The 16,816-nt window shown below is 38.2% G+C and carries 12 protein-coding genes; 3 read left to right on the forward strand and 9 right to left on the reverse strand.

The features are described from left to right. The first annotated feature begins 37 nt into the window (after positions 1-37). Positions 38-406 (forward strand): BlaI/MecI/CopY family transcriptional regulator, encoded by a 369-nt coding sequence (locus LI126_RS05440; protein ID WP_005341664.1) that lies wholly within the window; start codon positions 38-40, stop codon positions 404-406. An 18-nt stretch (positions 407-424) separates the two neighbouring features. Further along, positions 425-2,224, forward strand: coding sequence for a BlaR1 family beta-lactam sensor/signal transducer (locus LI126_RS05445; RefSeq protein WP_227165000.1), 1,800 nt, complete (start codon positions 425-427; stop codon positions 2,222-2,224). 64 nt (positions 2,225-2,288) lie between these two features. On the opposite strand, the gene LI126_RS05450 is transcribed toward LI126_RS05445, so the two are convergent. The 9 genes from LI126_RS05450 to LI126_RS05490 all read right to left on the reverse strand — a co-directional run bounded on the left by LI126_RS05450 (position 2,289) and on the right by LI126_RS05490 (position 15,452). After that, positions 2,289-3,521 carry a DUF6070 family protein gene (locus LI126_RS05450; protein ID WP_227165001.1) on the reverse strand — a complete coding sequence of 411 codons (1,233 nt, stop codon included), beginning with the start codon at positions 3,519-3,521 and terminating at the stop codon, positions 2,289-2,291. A gap of 8 nt (positions 3,522-3,529) precedes the next feature. Further along, positions 3,530-4,729: a DUF6070 family protein gene (locus tag LI126_RS05455; protein ID WP_227165002.1), complete on the reverse strand. Its 1,200-nt coding sequence runs from the start codon at positions 4,727-4,729 to the stop codon at positions 3,530-3,532. Further along, positions 4,719-6,830: a penicillin-binding transpeptidase domain-containing protein gene (locus LI126_RS05460; protein WP_227165003.1), complete on the reverse strand. Its 2,112-nt coding sequence runs from the start codon at positions 6,828-6,830 to the stop codon at positions 4,719-4,721. The genes LI126_RS05455 and LI126_RS05460 overlap by 11 nt, the downstream gene beginning before the upstream one ends. A gap of 332 nt (positions 6,831-7,162) precedes the next feature. Beyond that, on the reverse strand, positions 7,163-8,086 hold the full coding sequence (tsf, locus tag LI126_RS05465; protein ID WP_054752596.1) for a translation elongation factor Ts: 924 nt from the start codon (positions 8,084-8,086) through the stop codon (positions 7,163-7,165). A 143-nt stretch (positions 8,087-8,229) separates the two neighbouring features. Continuing rightward, the gene (gene rpsB, locus LI126_RS05470) at positions 8,230-8,979 is read right to left on the reverse strand and encodes a 30S ribosomal protein S2 (protein ID WP_015528801.1); all 750 of its coding nucleotides are present in this window, start codon (positions 8,977-8,979) and stop codon (positions 8,230-8,232) included. Between the two features lie 268 nt (positions 8,980-9,247). Next, positions 9,248-10,192 carry an AEC family transporter gene (locus LI126_RS05475; protein WP_227165004.1) on the reverse strand — a complete coding sequence of 315 codons (945 nt, stop codon included), beginning with the start codon at positions 10,190-10,192 and terminating at the stop codon, positions 9,248-9,250. 16 nt (positions 10,193-10,208) lie between these two features. Beyond that, positions 10,209-13,859, reverse strand: coding sequence for an ABC transporter ATP-binding protein/permease (locus LI126_RS05480; protein ID WP_227165005.1), 3,651 nt, complete (start codon positions 13,857-13,859; stop codon positions 10,209-10,211). Between the two features lie 384 nt (positions 13,860-14,243). Further along, positions 14,244-14,594: an Hpt domain-containing protein gene (locus tag LI126_RS05485; RefSeq protein ID WP_227165006.1), complete on the reverse strand. Its 351-nt coding sequence runs from the start codon at positions 14,592-14,594 to the stop codon at positions 14,244-14,246. Positions 14,595-14,618: 24 nt separating this feature from the next. Further along, a complete protein-coding gene (locus LI126_RS05490; protein ID WP_144367827.1) occupies positions 14,619-15,452 on the reverse strand; it encodes a pyridoxamine kinase in 834 nt (277 codons plus the stop codon). 383 nt (positions 15,453-15,835) lie between these two features. Between LI126_RS05490 and LI126_RS05495 the strand changes: the two genes are divergently transcribed. Continuing rightward, complete coding sequence (locus LI126_RS05495; RefSeq protein ID WP_015528795.1) at positions 15,836-16,711, forward strand: phosphoribosylaminoimidazolesuccinocarboxamide synthase; 876 nt, start codon at positions 15,836-15,838, stop codon at positions 16,709-16,711. The last annotated feature ends 105 nt before the right edge of the window (positions 16,712-16,816 follow it).

Consider the following 16,816-nt stretch of genomic DNA (forward strand, 5'->3'; position numbering starts at 1 on the left):
ATTTTTATTACACTTGTAAGATTTGGAGGAATATCACATGAGCAATCTGCCTCAAATTTCAGAAGCTGAATTTGAAGTTATGAAAATCGTTTGGAAATACGCACCAATCAGCACCAATGAAATTACTGAAAAATTAACACAGATTTCCAGTTGGAGTCCTAAAACAATTCAGACATTGATCAAACGTCTCGTTTCTAAAAAAGCACTAACCTATGAAAAACAAAGCCGGGTTTTTGTCTATACTCCATTGGTCAAGGAAGACGAATACATTCGGCAGGAAAGTAATTCTTTTTTAAAGCGATATTATAATGGTAATATCACTTCTATGCTTGCCTCTTACATTGAGGATGATAAATTGTCTGAAGAAGACATTGCCAGCTTACGGAATCTTCTTTCCAATCATTAACCATGGGAGGAGCATATTTTGATATATTTTAGTTTTCGATTTTTACTCTGTAATGCCATCATTTGTATTTTTTTAGGTAGTTTACTGGGATTAAAAAATTTATTGCAAAGGCAATTATCCGCACGTATGCAATATAATCTTTCGATTATATTTCTTGCCGTTCTAATTGTTCCCTTTTTACCGATAAACTCTGCCCCATCTTCTATATCGTGGAGACATTTGCTGACAGCCAGTTCAAGTACCAATGGTGACATTCAAACCACTTTTCTTTCTGGTAATGGTTATAATTTGGATAAAATAAATGATTTTGCTGTCTCTGTCAGCACCCAAATACCAACTTTTATTCACACATTACTTGTATTTTTCTGGAGTATCGGTATATTCATAATGTTTTTTCTTCTCTACCGCTCAGTAAAACAAGTAAAAGCCTTACATAGTTCTGCTTTACCTCTTCAAAATGAAGAACTAAACGCTCTTTATATAGAATGTTTAAACGAAGTGAACAGCAAGCATACCATTCCGATTTATAGTACAGCATTTTTGAAATCTCCTGTTTTGGCTGGTTTCCTGCATCCTCGCATTTATCTTCCAATTCACTTGATTTCAGATTTTAACGCTGGAACTATAAGTGCAACTGATATTCGCTATATGCTTCTTCATGAACTGCAGCACTACAAGCATAAAGATATTCTAATTGGATATTTGATAAATACAGTAAATGTTTTCTACTGGTTCAATCCCCTAATCTGGTATTTTCTAAAAAGAATATGTCAGGAACGGGAACTTGCCTGCGACAGTGCTGTATTACAATTATTGAAAGAAACAGAATACAAGTCATATGGAAATACACTGATTAACTTTGCCGAAACAATAGCTCTGTCTCCATTCCCTTTTACTATGGGAATCACTGGAAATATAAAACAGTTAAAAGGACGTATTTTAAATATTGCATCATTCCACCAACCTACTTTTAAACAAAAAATTCGTGGATATCTTATATGCATATTCGTCTCTACTATCATCATTGGATGCATTCCCATACTTTCTGTTTATGCTTCTGATCAGACTGGCTATCATTTTGACACAACCGAAAAGAATATTACTCAGCTAAATCTTTCTTCCAATTTTGGGGACTACACCGGAAGTTTTGTTTTATATGATCAGTCTGCTGATAAATGGAATATTTATAATATGGATCATGCTTCCACACGTGTATCACCGAATTCGACTTATAAAATATATGATGCATTACTTGGCTTGGAATCTGGAATTATTACACCAGAACATTCCACTTTCACATGGAATGGAGAACCATATCCTTTTAATTCATGGGAAGCCGATCAAGATTTAACCTCAGCTATACATAATTCCGTAAACTGGTATTTTCAGGCAATTGATTCACAGGCAGGTTTTGAAGCCGTAAGAACATTTTTACAGACAATAAACTATGGGAATCAGAATACTGGAACAAATCTAAATCTCTATTGGACAGATTTCTCTCTGAAGATATCACCCATAGAACAGGTGGAATTGTTACAGGATTTCTATCAAAATAATTTTCATTTTGACATTAAAAATATCCAGGCAGTAAAAAAAGCCCTGCTGCTTTCCACTACTTCTTCCGGTTCTCTTTACGGGAAAACAGGAACCGGGCGTGTCAATGGTAAAGATGTCAATGGCTGGTTTATCGGATACATTGAAACAGCGAATAATACTTACTACTTCGCAACAAATATTCAATCCTCTTCTGGTGCAACTGGAAGTCAAGCTACCGAAATAACAGAATCTGTACTTTCTAATCTTGGTATTTGGAAATAAATAAAGAGAACTGATAGCATAATTTCCCGTTATCAGTTCTCTTTATTTCATTCTTCTCTACTGATCAATTCTGCAAATTACCTAACCGGTACTGATACCTCGGTATATTATCAATACCATTATCTAAAATCCTGTTTCCAACATACTGAATCGTTCCATCATCCTGAATTTTCATCGTAAGTTCGTGTGTAATAACAACATCATTACATACAACAGAATCACATACTGCATGAATTGTCAAAACAATGCTTCCATCTTCATTGTGCCTGACTTCTGTTACTTCCGGTAAAGACAATCCAAAATGTGTTGGTGAATAATTACCACATCCCAATCGTTCCCAGATAAACATATTACTTTGTTCATCGTAGACCGCCCATTCTTTCAATTCTTCTTTTGTAACAGGAAGATATGTCATAATTACATTTTCGAACTCTTCTGCTGGAATTCCCACAACCTCTTTTTCTGCAGTAAATTTTTCTCCATATTTCATTTGATAAAAATATTCATAAAGTCCATTATAATCCAATCCCTGCATATCCTCCGCATTCCAGTTTGAACATAACAGATTGTTTCCCTGATAGCCGAACGTACTCACATATTTTTTTGAATATTCCCGACACTCCTCACTCAAAGGCTTTACCCGGATAATACAACTTCCATCTACAATCTCTGTCACTTCCGGTGGTTCAGGTACGCATAATTCATAACAGAAATTCCCATTTTCAGTATATGCCCATTCTTTTATTTTTGATAGCGATATGTATGTAAGTACAGGCTCTGTATCCTCACTCCAGATCATTTTTGCGGACATCACACTCATTTCTTTTCCATCATAACTATATTCTTTTCTGGTAATTCCACCATCTGTATCTGCTTCATATAAAATTACACTTCCTTTTTCTTCTTGTTCTGCAGATTTTAAAAATTGTTCCATCTTCTGATAATTATCCATAACAGAATAATGATCGGAACCAATGACCGGATTCCCATTTTGTTTGATAATTTCTTTCATCCGATTCATCATTTGCTCAGCAGTATTCTGATCTGCTTCTTGTATTCCATTATATTCAGAATAAATATCTCGGATAATGCCCATAATTTCTTCACAATCGTTCACAGCTTCCTTTTTCTTGTCTTCATCGATTGGTAGATTATATCCCTTATCCGGATTTTCCATGGTAGTGTTTTTCTGATTCTTCTCATTTTTTACATCTGTGCTGTTTAACGATATCTTACTTTCACAGGAAGTCAGAATCATTCCTATACAAAGTACTAACAAAATACTTTTTCTTTTCATATTGCCCCCTAATTATTACTGTAATTCTCTTCCCACTCTTCTTCTGTTAACCTTGGCATATACCACCCTGCATTTGCATTTTGATCTGACCTGATTACCTTATTTGATAAATACTGGAAACTTCCGTCTTCCATAGGTTTTATCATCAATTCACTGGTGATTGCCTGATCTAACATTCTAATTTCCCATACTGCTTCTATCGTAAGTTTTAATGTTCCATCTTGTAATTTTTCATATGAGATAACTTCCGAATATGGCTCATATGGGAATTCACAATCATATAACCCTCGCGGTCTGTATCTAAAAGTTCTATTATCAGAGTTATAAAAAGTTCCCTTTTCAATCTCGGTATTACTAAATGGTAAATAGGTCTTTATAACCTCTTCAAACTCATCTTCTGGAACTTCATATTCTGCTCCACCATAATTTGCTTCATATGGAACTTGCTTTCCATATTTCATATAATACATTTTTTCATAAAGATCATAAAAATCAAGTTCCGTATAATTCTGGTTATCCCAATTTGTAATCAACAGATTATTAAGTGCATACCCCAACGGCATAACATATTTTCGATTCAATTCCCGGCATGTTTTATCTAATGGCTGCACTCTGAATCCAGTTTCACCCGGTGCTCCATCAAATCCCGGTGGGTGATATTCCTCCAGAAACAAGTATCCTTTTTCTGTATATTTCCACTCATATGCTTCATATTCATCATAATAATTAGCCTGTGGGCTATTATCCTTCCATTTAACCTGACATAATCGAACATTTATCTTTCCATTCATTGACTCTAAATGATATTGTATAATTTCCCCTTCATCAAATACAACAACAATATCAACTGCTGCCTGTTCTTCTTTCTCCGCTGCCTTACAAAATTCTTCTACTTTTTCACGATTGACCATATCAATCTGATTATCACAATCTACTGCCGCATATCCTTTCTCTTTCAGACAATTGATAATTTTTCTTTTCGCCTTTAATGTATTTAACTCCGACTTCTCCTTCATATAAACAGACCGAAAAGTTTGCGCTGCTTTTTTTGCTTCTGCATTCATTTCAGATTCTACGGTTTCTTTCTTTTCTTCTTTTTCCGTAATTCGATTTTGTCCGCACCCTGTAAAAACAATAAGAACTATCAATATCATCGCAAATTTCTTACATATGTAATAATTCCCCGTAAAAATTTTTTTATTTTTCAAAATATTCCTCCAATACGGTTGCATCCTTTTTAACAACATAACCACTTCCACCGATTCCTTTCACATTCTCAACCATACTGATAAGAAGAATTGGTTTGTCCACGCTTTTATCTGCCGTAAACACCGAAAACCACCCGATTTCTTTGCCAGAAGTATCTTCTTTCGTTTCCTTCAACTCGGCTGTCCCTGTTTTTCCAGCCAGCAAAATATCGTCACGATGTGCAGCATATCCGGTTCCTTCCGGATCATTTACAACACCTTCCACCCCTTGCATAATTTCTTCTACATTTTCTTTGCTAAACGCATTTTCTATCCATGTTTCACCGGATGCTTCTTCTTTGTATTTCAAATACGGTTTTATCATATTCCCTTCATTTAAAAATGAAGTATAAATACTTGCCAGATGTAATGGATTTACAAGAATCTGCCCTTGCCCATAACCACTATCTGCCAATTGTATTTCTGTTTCTATTTTATCTGTATTGGAATATGTTGATTCCTGCATCGCAATCTCAAACGGCATATTCTGATTAAATCCTATTTCATTTAAAGTATTCATAAAATTCTCACTACCAATTTTAAGAGCTGCCTTTGCAAAATAAATATTATCAGAATAGATAATTGCATTTTTCATAATAACCGGTTCATATTCATGAAGTGTTGTTACTTGATAAGATCCCCAAGACGAATCTTTCTGCCATGCCAAACCTTCATTTCCAAAATCTTCTTTTGGATCTATGCTTCCCGTTTTCAACCCAATTCCAGCCACAACTGGTTTAAATGTTGAGCCAGGACACCATACTTGACGAAAACGATTATATAATGGCTTCTTTTCATCTTCGTTTAATGATGTCCATTTCTCTGATGATAAGCCCCGTATAAATTCATTATTATCATAAGATGGGGTACTTACCAAGGCCAATACTTCTCCCGTATAAGGATTCATTGCGACAGAACCCCCCGGATCTTCTCTAAACTGCTCGTATAATGATTTTTGCAAATCGGAATCTATCGTTAATCTTATATCCATACCATCTTCTTTAAAAATACTTGCAAGAACCTCTTTTACTTCCCCATCACTATCCAAAATCTTTATATCACAACCATCTTTTCCTTTTAATTGCTTTTCGTATAACTTTTCCCCCCCAGATCTTCCGATTACACTTTCAGCTGAATATCCTTCCCCTGGATGATTTTCCAAATCTTCTGCTGTTACAGACTGTACATAACCAATTAAATGAGCTGCTGCTTCCCCTAACTCATAGGTTCTAACTTCCACATCTGATAGCATAACCCCTGGAATTTCCAAAAGTTTATTCTGACAATCCTGCTCCTCAAGTGTCTTTTCTTCTGGCTGTATTTTCATTAAATCTATTTCTTCTACTTTCGGAATAGTTTCAATTGGTACAAAAGAATCTTCTTTTACCCACTTTGCTGTGAGTTTGTTATTTATTGTTTCTACATCTATCTCTAATAACTCCGCTATTTTTTCAATAGATACATTCCTGTCTTCCAGCTTTCCCGGTATAATGCCAACTGATGTTGCTACTCCTTTTCCTGCAAGCATTTTACCATCTCGGTCTAATATTTCTCCTCTCTCCGCTTTTGAGGTAGTAACGCTTATTTTATCATCACTCTCTAGATCTGGAAAAATCAGGCTATCCTGCCATACTAATTTATATCCCTGTTTCGTCTTCTTCAGTTCCACCATATTGTCAAATTGTATTGTTCCGGCAATTGTATTACATGATGTTTCATACGAAAGCGTAACTGTATCTGCTTTTTTCTCTTTCACAGCTATATGACTGATTTTAATGTCACTGACCTCTATTCCTTCGTATATCTTAGAATTTCGTTGTATGTATTCTTCTTTTGTCAAATAAACTTTTTCATCTGAATCTATCATAGTATACATTACTTCATATTCCTTTTTTTCAATATGGTTCATATATTCCACAAGTGTGTCTTCTGGTGATTCCGTTATCGTCCTTTTTAATAAAACACCTCCTGAAACAGCAATTACTGTTATAGCCATTATTAATCTCCAATTCCTACGAGCGTAAGATTTTTTAGTGCTTTGTTTTTTCCGTCTTTTTTTCATAGATACCCCTTTCTTTCAACGCTTTATTTTCTTAAATCTTACACTTGTAATATTTGAAAGTCAAGTCTTTTCTTAGGCATTATATACGTACGTCGCACGATGCATATAAAAAGAAATCCTCGATCACAAGTAAACTTGTGGGGTTTTGGTCTAGGTACAGCTTGTGCATTGTAGGTGCATCAAGACATCCGCACAAGCACGCTTAGCTCGATTTCGCTTCGCTTCATCTCGCTATACGTGCGTCGCACGATGCATATAAAAAGAAATCCTCGATCACAAGTAAACTTGTGTCGAGGATTTCTTTTTATATACGCCGTGCTTGTGCTAGACGCTTACATTCCAGCCTGAGCTGCAACTTCTGCTGCGAAGTCGTCAACTTTCTTTTCGATTCCTTCACCAGTCTCGAAACGAACGAATTTTGTAACTTTAACGTTTGCACCGTTCTCTTTTGCTACCTTATCAACGTATTTTCCTACTGTAAGGTCGCTGTCCTGAACGTATACCTGATCAAGCAGACAGATCTCTTTGAGTTCTTTGTTCAGACGTCCGATGATCATCTTCTCGATGATGTTTTCCGGTTTCTCCGGGTTCTCTTTCTTAGCCTGAGCGAGAAGGATCTCTTTCTCGTGATCAAGGTAATCCTGAGATACTTCCTCACGGGATACATACTTCGGAGACATAGCTGCTACCTGCATAGCTACGTTCTTCAGTGCTGCTTTGATCTCGTCGTTAACAACATCTGTATCAGCAACAACAAGAACACCGATACGTCCGCCACCGTGGATGTAAGGAACAACCACACCGTTGTCTGCTGCAACTTTCTCGAATCTTCTGATGTTCAGGTTCTCTCCGATAACTGCGATCTTCTCTACGAGAGCATCTTTTACAGTCTTTGTTGTATCAGCTTCCCAAGCCTCTGCCATAAATGCATCAAGATCAGCTGCTTCTGAATCTACTACCTGGTTAGCAACTGCTTCTACGAATCCCTGGAACTCGTCGTTCTTTGCAACGAAGTCTGTCTCAGAGTTTACTTCTACGATTGCAGCAACTTTGTCATCTTTAACAACTGTCTTAACGATACCTTCTGCAGCGATTCTTCCAGCTTTTTTCTCAGCTTTAGCCTGTCCGTTCTTTCTAAGGAACTCTACAGCTGCGTCCATATCTCCGTTTGTCTCAGAAAGCGCTTTTTTACAGTCCATCATTCCAGCGCCTGTCATTTCTCTTAACTCTTTTACCATTCCTGCTGTGATTGCCATGATAATTTTCCTCCATTATTCATAATGTGTATGTCACTGTAAGCAGTAACATATGCTTTTCTCTATAGAACTATTTCTATAAAGTAAAATGCTTCAACCTGATAATCAGGCTGAAGCATTTTCTTTCATATCAAGAACTGATATTACTCTTCTACAGCCTCTTCAGCTTCAGCTGCTTCTGCAGCCTCCTCGTAATACTCATCCTCAGCTGCACCCTGGTTTGCTTCGATAACAGCGTCTGCCATCTTAGAAACGATCAGTTTTACAGCTCTGATTGCATCATCATTACCTGGGATTACGTAATCCAGTTCTTCTGGATCACAGTTTGTATCACAGATACCGATCAGCGGAATTCCGAGTGTGTGTGCTTCCTGTACACAGATTCTTTCTTTCTTAGGATCTACGATGAAGATAGCGTCTGGCAGTTTCTTCATGTCTTTGATTCCGCCAAGGTTCTTCTCAAGCTTTGTCCACTCTTTTTTGATTTCGATAACTTCTTTCTTCGGAAGTACTTCGAATGTTCCATCTTCTGCCATTCTCTCGATGTCTTTCAGACGTTTGATACGGCTCTGGATTGTCTTGAAGTTTGTAAGCATTCCTCCAAGCCATCTCTCGTTTACATAATACATTCCGCAACGCTCAGCCTCAGCTTTGATTGCATCCTGTGCCTGTTTCTTTGTTCCTACGAAAAGAACTGTACCGCCTTCTGCAGCGATGTCAGAAACAGCCTTATATGCATCGTCAACCATTCCTACAGATTTCTGCAGGTCGATGATGTAGATACCATTTCTCTCTGTGTAGATGTATGGAGCCATCTTAGGGTTCCATCTTCTTGTCTGATGTCCAAAATGAACACCTGCTTCCAATAACTGCTTCATTGAAATAACGCTCATGTTATTCTCCTCCATTTGGTTTTTTTCTTCCGTATGTTTTACTCTCCTTCGCAACCGGACGAAACTCCTGTCTCGACTTAGGCACCTTGGAAGGAATCCGCATACGTGTTTTTTAGCAACGTTCGTAGTATAGCATAAAACAAGGGACGTTGCAAGAACTTTTTCCCACAACACCCCCATTTTTCAACATTTTTTGTTATTGTTCGTACTATGTGCGACCAACAGCCATTTTTATCCTCCTACGCAACAAAATGTGAATTTCCTATTCCTATACCAGCTGAAACGCTTTCAGCACATACAGCCATCCTGTCAACGTGAATGCACTGAACAATGTTGTCAGCATCACTACACTTGATGATAAAACTCCTTCATGTCCCATATTCTTTGCCATAACAAAACTGCTTACTGTTGTTGCAGATCCAAGCATTACAAGGATTGCAATCAGTTCTTCCTGATGGAATCCCAGTTTCACAGCAATCGGAAGAAAAATTGCCACAAATACGATCAACTTCATAATTGTTGCTGTCACAGCCGGTTTGATCCTTCCAAGTGCTTTCCTAAAATCAAAGGTAGCTCCCATTGCCATCAGCCCCATTGGTGTGGACATTCCTCCAATACTTGTCACCGTTTTATTAAGAATTGCCGGCATTGGGATCTTGCAGGCTGACCAAATCAGACCAGCCACGATTCCAATGATGATTGGATTGGTTACGATTCCCTTTAACGTTTTCATCCATACAGCTTTATCAATTGCTTTTCGTTCCGGATGGAAAAAGGATAACACGATAACTGCCATCACATTATAAAGTGGTACACTTCCAATGATCATAAGTGGCGCCATCCCTGCATTTCCATAAATATTCTGGATAAATGCAATTCCAAGAAGTGCTGCGCTGCTCCGGTACGAAGCCTGAATAAATTCACCCTGGATTGAACGGTCTTTCCAGATGCAAGATACCAGCGCAGCAATTGTAATACAGATAAATGTTACTACAAAGCAGAAAATCACAAATTTGATATTCCACACTTCTTTAAAATCAACCTTTGCCAGGTCACCAAACAACAATACCGGCAATGGAATTAGAAAGACAAATTTATTCATCTTTGCTGCAAACTCTTCATCCATCCAGCCAAGCTTTCTGAACAGCATTCCCAGTACCATCATCAAAAAGATCGGTACGGTTGCATTCAGACTAAAAACTAAATTTTCCATTCTTCTCACCAGTCCCCTACTCTGTACGAAGCGCTGTCACAGGATCACTCTTTGCTGCTTTCTTTGATGGGATCAGTCCACCAAGTAATGTAAGGACAACACTTAATAAAATCAGTATGATTGCCGGAACAATCGGCAGAACTGCATTTACCTTCGCATTATCCGCCACATTGTGAATAATCGCATTTCCCGGAATCAGAAGTAATAAAGTCAGTCCGATTCCAATCAGTCCTGCACAAAGTCCGATAATAAATGTCTCCGCATTAAATACCTGTGATACATTTCGCTTTGACGCACCGATTGCTCTTAATATTCCAATTTCCTTCTTCCGCTCAAGCACACTGATGTAGGTAATAACACCAATCATAATGGAAGATACCACAAGAGAAATTGCTACAAATGCAATCAGCACATAACTTATCGTATCTACGATTGTTGTGACAGAGGACATTAAAGTTCCAACTACATCGGTATAAGTAATTACCTGCTCATCCTTCCCTTCTGCCTCCATCCTGCTATTATAATCATCCAGAGTCTTTACTACTTGTTCCTTTCCTTCAAAATCCTTTGGATAAATGTTAATAGCAGACGGGACTGCAAAATCTACATATCCCAGTTTCTGCAGATTACTATCATAAGAAGCCAAGCCTTTCCCACTCATCGACATCATAAGCTCTGCCAGATCATCTTCCGTCATATTCATCTGAAATGCGTCTGCAAATGCTGTCGGATCAATCTGCATTGCATTTCCGAGGCTGTTCTGAAGCTGCGTTCCTACGTTGGTCATCATCTGTTTCATTGCAGATTCAAGCTCTGTTGTCATCTGACTGATAATCCGCGTCATTGCAGAGGACACCTGTGTCTCAAGTGCCTGGCCTATCGCATTTCCCATAGTCCCCATTGCCTGATTCATATAATTTCCGATGATTTTTGACACCTGGCTTTCCAGCTGATCCATATCGATCATTGCTGACAGACCTTCCTGAAACCGCTTCTTTCCATCATCTGTTTGCAGATAAGCCATGAAATGTTCTCCCATCTTAGACGGATCCGGAAGACCATTCTCTGAAGCATATGCCAAATAACCTTTCACAAGATCATCTGATAGTTTCTCAAGCTGTTCCGGTGTTATCTCAATCTCCGGATCTTCCGGCATAACTTCTGACATCCAATCTGAAATTATTTTCTTCGCTTCATCCGTCTGAAGATATTCCATCAAATATTCATCGAATTGATCTGGATCTGTATATCCTTTTTCCGTAATATACTGTTCGTATCCGGCCATAATATTTTTGATCAATTCCTGTATTTTCTCGGTTGTAATCGTCACAGTTCCGCTTGATTTCATGATATCTTTTATATTATCGGAAATAATCTTTTTTGCTGCATCTGTCTTAAGAAATGCTGTAAAATCCTCTCCAAGACCTGAATAATCTGCCTCTGGATGTGTCTTTGCATACTCCTGATATCCCGTCAGCAGTCCACAAGCCATCTGTTTCATACCATCCGGTGATACCTTCAGTTCCAGATTCGAAACGATCTCTCCCAGATTCATCTGCGGCATTCCGGAAAGATCTAAGTTCAGAGAATCTGGATTCACAAGTCCCGACAGATCCAGTGTATTACTTCCTGTCTGAAATGCTCTTGACAGATCCATAGACTCACTGAGATTTAACGAATTCCCGAAATCCAGAGAATTTCCTAAATTGTTCATCGCACTTGCGTCAAATCCAAATGCTTTCTGCAGTGCTGCTTCGTCAACCGTAAATAAAGAATCCATGGAGAATCCATTTTCACTATCTTTCTCTCCGAATTTTTTATTTGTAAATACGTTAACATCCGGATTTGCCAGCTGCTGTTTCACAATCTCACTTTTTGCTGCCTGTTCTGCCACATGTTTCGTCAATGATGTCGGATATGCAATTCCCGGACTCAGAGAGGAGGCTTTCGCATCTTCAGCGGGTTTCACAATTCCAACCACGGTAATATCTTCCCCATTCGCTACAAGTGATTTCATATAATCTTCATTATCCGTCTTATCTTTCCAGACCTGATACTGACTGTCATACTCATAATAATCAGAACTGTTCACAAGCTTGAACTTTGTTCCGATAATATCATCATAAGAATAAGTTCCCAAATCATCCGGTGTAGTAACATTTTCCTCTTTCATAAAGGACTGGATCATCTCATCAAGCTCCAGCGGATCACGAAGTCCCAATGTATAAAGCATAAAATCACTCATTCCGCCATTCGAAGTCAGAACCACAACACATTCATTATATTTTTCTGGCCAACGACCCTTTTCCACTTCATACTGATTTTCATAAAGTTTACTGCTCTCCGGCATCTCATAAAAAACATCTGTACTCATCATAGATGACATCATACTATTCGTACTTATAGAAGAACCCAATCCCATAGCAGAAAAGGATTGATCTGGATTCACCTGACGGATACTGTCTTTATTTTCTTTATAAATCTGCGGAGAAATGCTGTACTTATATTCTATAGCATTCGTATATTGTTCCACTCCACTCTTGCCAGTATCAAGATACTTCTTCAAAGCACCAAGGTCATTTGAATCCATTGTGGAAAACATATTCGTCACCATCTGAATTACTTTAACCTGATCCTTTGACTTTTTCTTTGTATCCGACTTCTCTTTGTCTGTTTTTTTATCATCCGCAGAAGCACTGTCCATCCCGACCATCATGGATGTCAGATCAAAGCCTGTACTTTGTATCTGTAGAGGATATTCTGAAAGCGTCTCTTCCTCTACGTTCTGAATATATTGATTCACACCTGTAGATAGAGACAGAATTAATGCAATTCCGATAATTCCGATTGAGCCTGCAAATGAAGTCAGAAGCGTTCGTGCCTTCTTTGTCTTCAGATTGTTAAAACTCAAAGCTAAAGCGGTCAGAAATGACATCGAGGATTTCCCCATATTCCTGTGTTCTGCCACTCCTATCGTTGCTTCATCTACTTCAAACGGATCTGTATCTGAACGGATCACACCATCTTTTAATGTAACGATTCTTGTCGCATACTGCTCTGCAAGCTCTGGATTATGTGTAACCATAACAACCAGGCGGTCTTTCGCTACTTCCTGAAGAAGATCCATGACCTGCACACTTGTATCACTGTCCAGTGCACCTGTCGGTTCATCTGCAAGCAGGATATCCGGATCATTCACTAATGCCCGGGCAATCGCAACACGCTGCATCTGTCCTCCGGACATCTGACTTGGTCGCTTATGAAGCTGCGCACCCAGACCAACCTTTTCAAGCGCTTCTATCGCACGTTTCCTTCTCTCGGACTTGCCAATCCCCGAAATCGTAAGTGCCAGTTCAACATTTGCCAGAACAGTCTGATGCGGAATCAGATTATAACTCTGGAAAACAAATCCTATCGTATGATTACGATAAGAATCCCAGTCTCTGTCTTTATATTTCTTCGTTGATATTCCATTGATGATCAGGTCTCCGCTGTCATACCGATCCAAACCGCCAATGATATTCAGAAGCGTTGTCTTTCCCGAACCACTCGGTCCCAGAATAGCAACAAATTCATTATCTCTGAGATTCAGACTGACATCATCCAATGCTTTCTGTATCAGATTACCTGTTCGATATTCCTTGCAAATATGTTGTATCTGAAGCATGCCTTCTCTCCTTTTCCAATCACTATTCAGCCATTATTTTACTATTCTACACCCTGTTTGGATGAATTGTCATTCACTTTATAAGGATTTTTCTTGATTTCTATACATTTTTTCCATAATGTGATTAGATAGTATGTAATACACGAAAGCATTGAAGGAATTTATCATGGTGTCTGGGATCGCTGGGGTACTACTGGCGGTAAAGGTCTTGCTACAACAATAAACGCTTGCAAAGGAATCTCGGAATTTTAACACCAATGGAAAAACACGAAATTTACTTGCAAGCTGCATAAAAACTGCCAGCAGATAAATTTCTACTGGCAGGAAAAATTTATATTTTTTCAATTGTCTACTTGACGGGGAGCAGTTCACATTCCAATCTCCTTAACATAATCCTTTAATTGCTTCTATTGTTCGGGTATATTCTCGTTCTACTTCTTCAAACATCTCTGTAGTGTTTTCTTTGATTTCTTTGTCTCGAAGCTCTTCTGTTAATGCTGAGCTGACCTCGAATAACTTTGTAAATCCAAGATTCATGCACACGCCTTTCAATGTATGTGCACTTCGGAATGCGAGTTCTGCATCCTGATTTTCAAGTCCTTCTTTTAATCCCTGAAAACTTGTATCATCCAAAAACTTCAATACAAATTTACGGACCAGTGTTTCACTTCCAAGTCTTCTCATCACATCATCATAGTCACTATCTATTGCTTCATAGCATTCTTCTAAATTCATTTTTGTTTACTCCTTAATTTTCTTTTATTTCAATAGTCCCATTAATTCTTCAAAACAGACACCATCCGTCAACGGAATTTCCATTTCAATTGACTTTTGTATGCACTTCTTTATAAATGCGGATGCCTTTCGGACAGATTTTGTAAATTCCACTCCATTAACTGCATCTGCTGCAATGATTGCAGAGAAAATATCTCCTGTACCACATCTGGAATGTCCTACTTTATGTGTACGGATCATCTCGTATCCTTTACCTTTTTCATAGCACAAGTTGGATACATACGTTTTCTGTGGAATTCCTGTAATCACAACTTTTTCTGGTCCGGTCTGCACAATCTGTTCTGCCATCTTTGCCAGCTCTCTCGTTGTCCAACGTTCCTTATACGGTGTTCCTGTCAGGATACATGCCTCTGTCACATTTGGAACAACTACATCCGCATAGCGGACTAATTGAATCATCTGTCTGCACATTTCTTCCGTATAAGTCGAATATGCCTCCCCATTGTCCCCCATCACCGGATCGATCACAGCCACTGTATTCTCGTCTCTAAAATACCGGATAAACTCACTGACAATCCGAATCTGTTCTGCTGATCCCAAAAAACCAGTACAAATTCCTTCGAACTTCAGATCCAGTTTCTTCCATTGTTCAATATATGCTTCCATATTTGATGTATAATCTGTAAAATAATAATCTTCATATGCGGTATGATTTGAAAAAATCGAGGTAGGCACTGCACAACACTGCACTTTCAGCATTGAAATAATCGGCATCTGTACCGCAATTGAGCATCTGCCAAAGCCTGTAAAGTCATTGATCAGCGCAATTTTTTTCTGTTGATTATGATTCTGCATCATTCTATTCCCTCGTTTCTTCTATATAAATAGACATACTAATTTAATTACAATATGTCATAGATGTCAATATTTCTTTTTTACTATTCTCTTTCACCTTCTGTGTAACTGCCTTTTCTACTATAATAATTTCTTATTAAATAATATCTGATTTGTTTATGATACCTCAAAAACATTCTTTTTTTTTTACTTTTCACCCAACGTATTCCACAATCACTCCCTTTATTTTTCCGTTGTTTTTATACAAAAAACACAATTTTCCACATTTTTCCTTCTTCAATGATTTTTCACACCTCTCTTCCCACATTTTCAGCCCGCTTGACAGTTTCCCCTAAAAAGTGTACGGTTACGTTGTAAATTCTAAGAAAATTCTATGAGGTGAAAAAATGCAGGAATTAAAACCAATCAAAGAAGGTAAAGTTCGTGAAATTTATGATAATGGAGACAGCTTAATCATGGTTGCTACAGACCGCATCAGCTGCTTTGACGTGATTCTCAACAATGAAGTTACAAAGAAAGGAACTGTCCTGACTCAGATGTCCAAATTCTGGTTTGATCTGACAGAAGACATTCTTCCTAACCACATGCTCTCTGTTGATGTAAAAGATATGCCGGAGTTCTTCCAGCAGGAGAAATATGATGGAAAATCTATGATGTGTAAGAAACTCGAAATGCTTCCGATCGAGTGTATCGTTCGTGGTTATATCACTGGAAGTGGCTGGGAAAGCTATAAAGAAAACGGAACTGTTTGTGGAATCACACTTCCGGAAGGATTAAAGGAATCTGACAAACTTCCTGAACCAATCTATACACCTTCCACAAAGGCTGAAATCGGAGATCACGATGAGAACATTTCATTCGAGCAGAGCGTTGATCACCTTGAAAAATATTACCCTGGAAGAGGACGTGAACTCGCTGAGAAACTTCGCGACAACACAATTGCTCTCTATAAGAAATGTGCTGAATATGCTCTGAGCAAAGGTATCATTATTGCAGATACAAAATTTGAGTTCGGACTTGATGAAAATGGAAATATGGTAATTGGAGATGAGATGCTCACTCCTGACAGTTCCCGTTTCTGGCCTGCTGACGGTTATGAAGCCGGACATGGACAGCCATCTTTTGACAAACAGTTTGCCCGTGACTGGCTGAAAGCAAATCCAGACAACGACTGGACACTTCCACAGGAAATTGTAGATAAGACGATTGAGAAATACCTTCAGGCATATAAGATGCTGACAGGAAAAGATCTGGATAAATAAGATTTCATAAAACAAACAGGGACGAAATGAACTGCTTAACAAGCTTTTCATTTCGTCCTTTTTTACTACATTTCTGTAAAAAGAAAACGAGGATCAACTCCTCGC

It is taken from the genome of Mediterraneibacter sp. 210702-DFI.5.30, assembly GCF_020560115.1.
GTDB classification, from domain to species: Bacteria; Bacillota; Clostridia; order Lachnospirales; family Lachnospiraceae; genus Mediterraneibacter; species Mediterraneibacter faecis.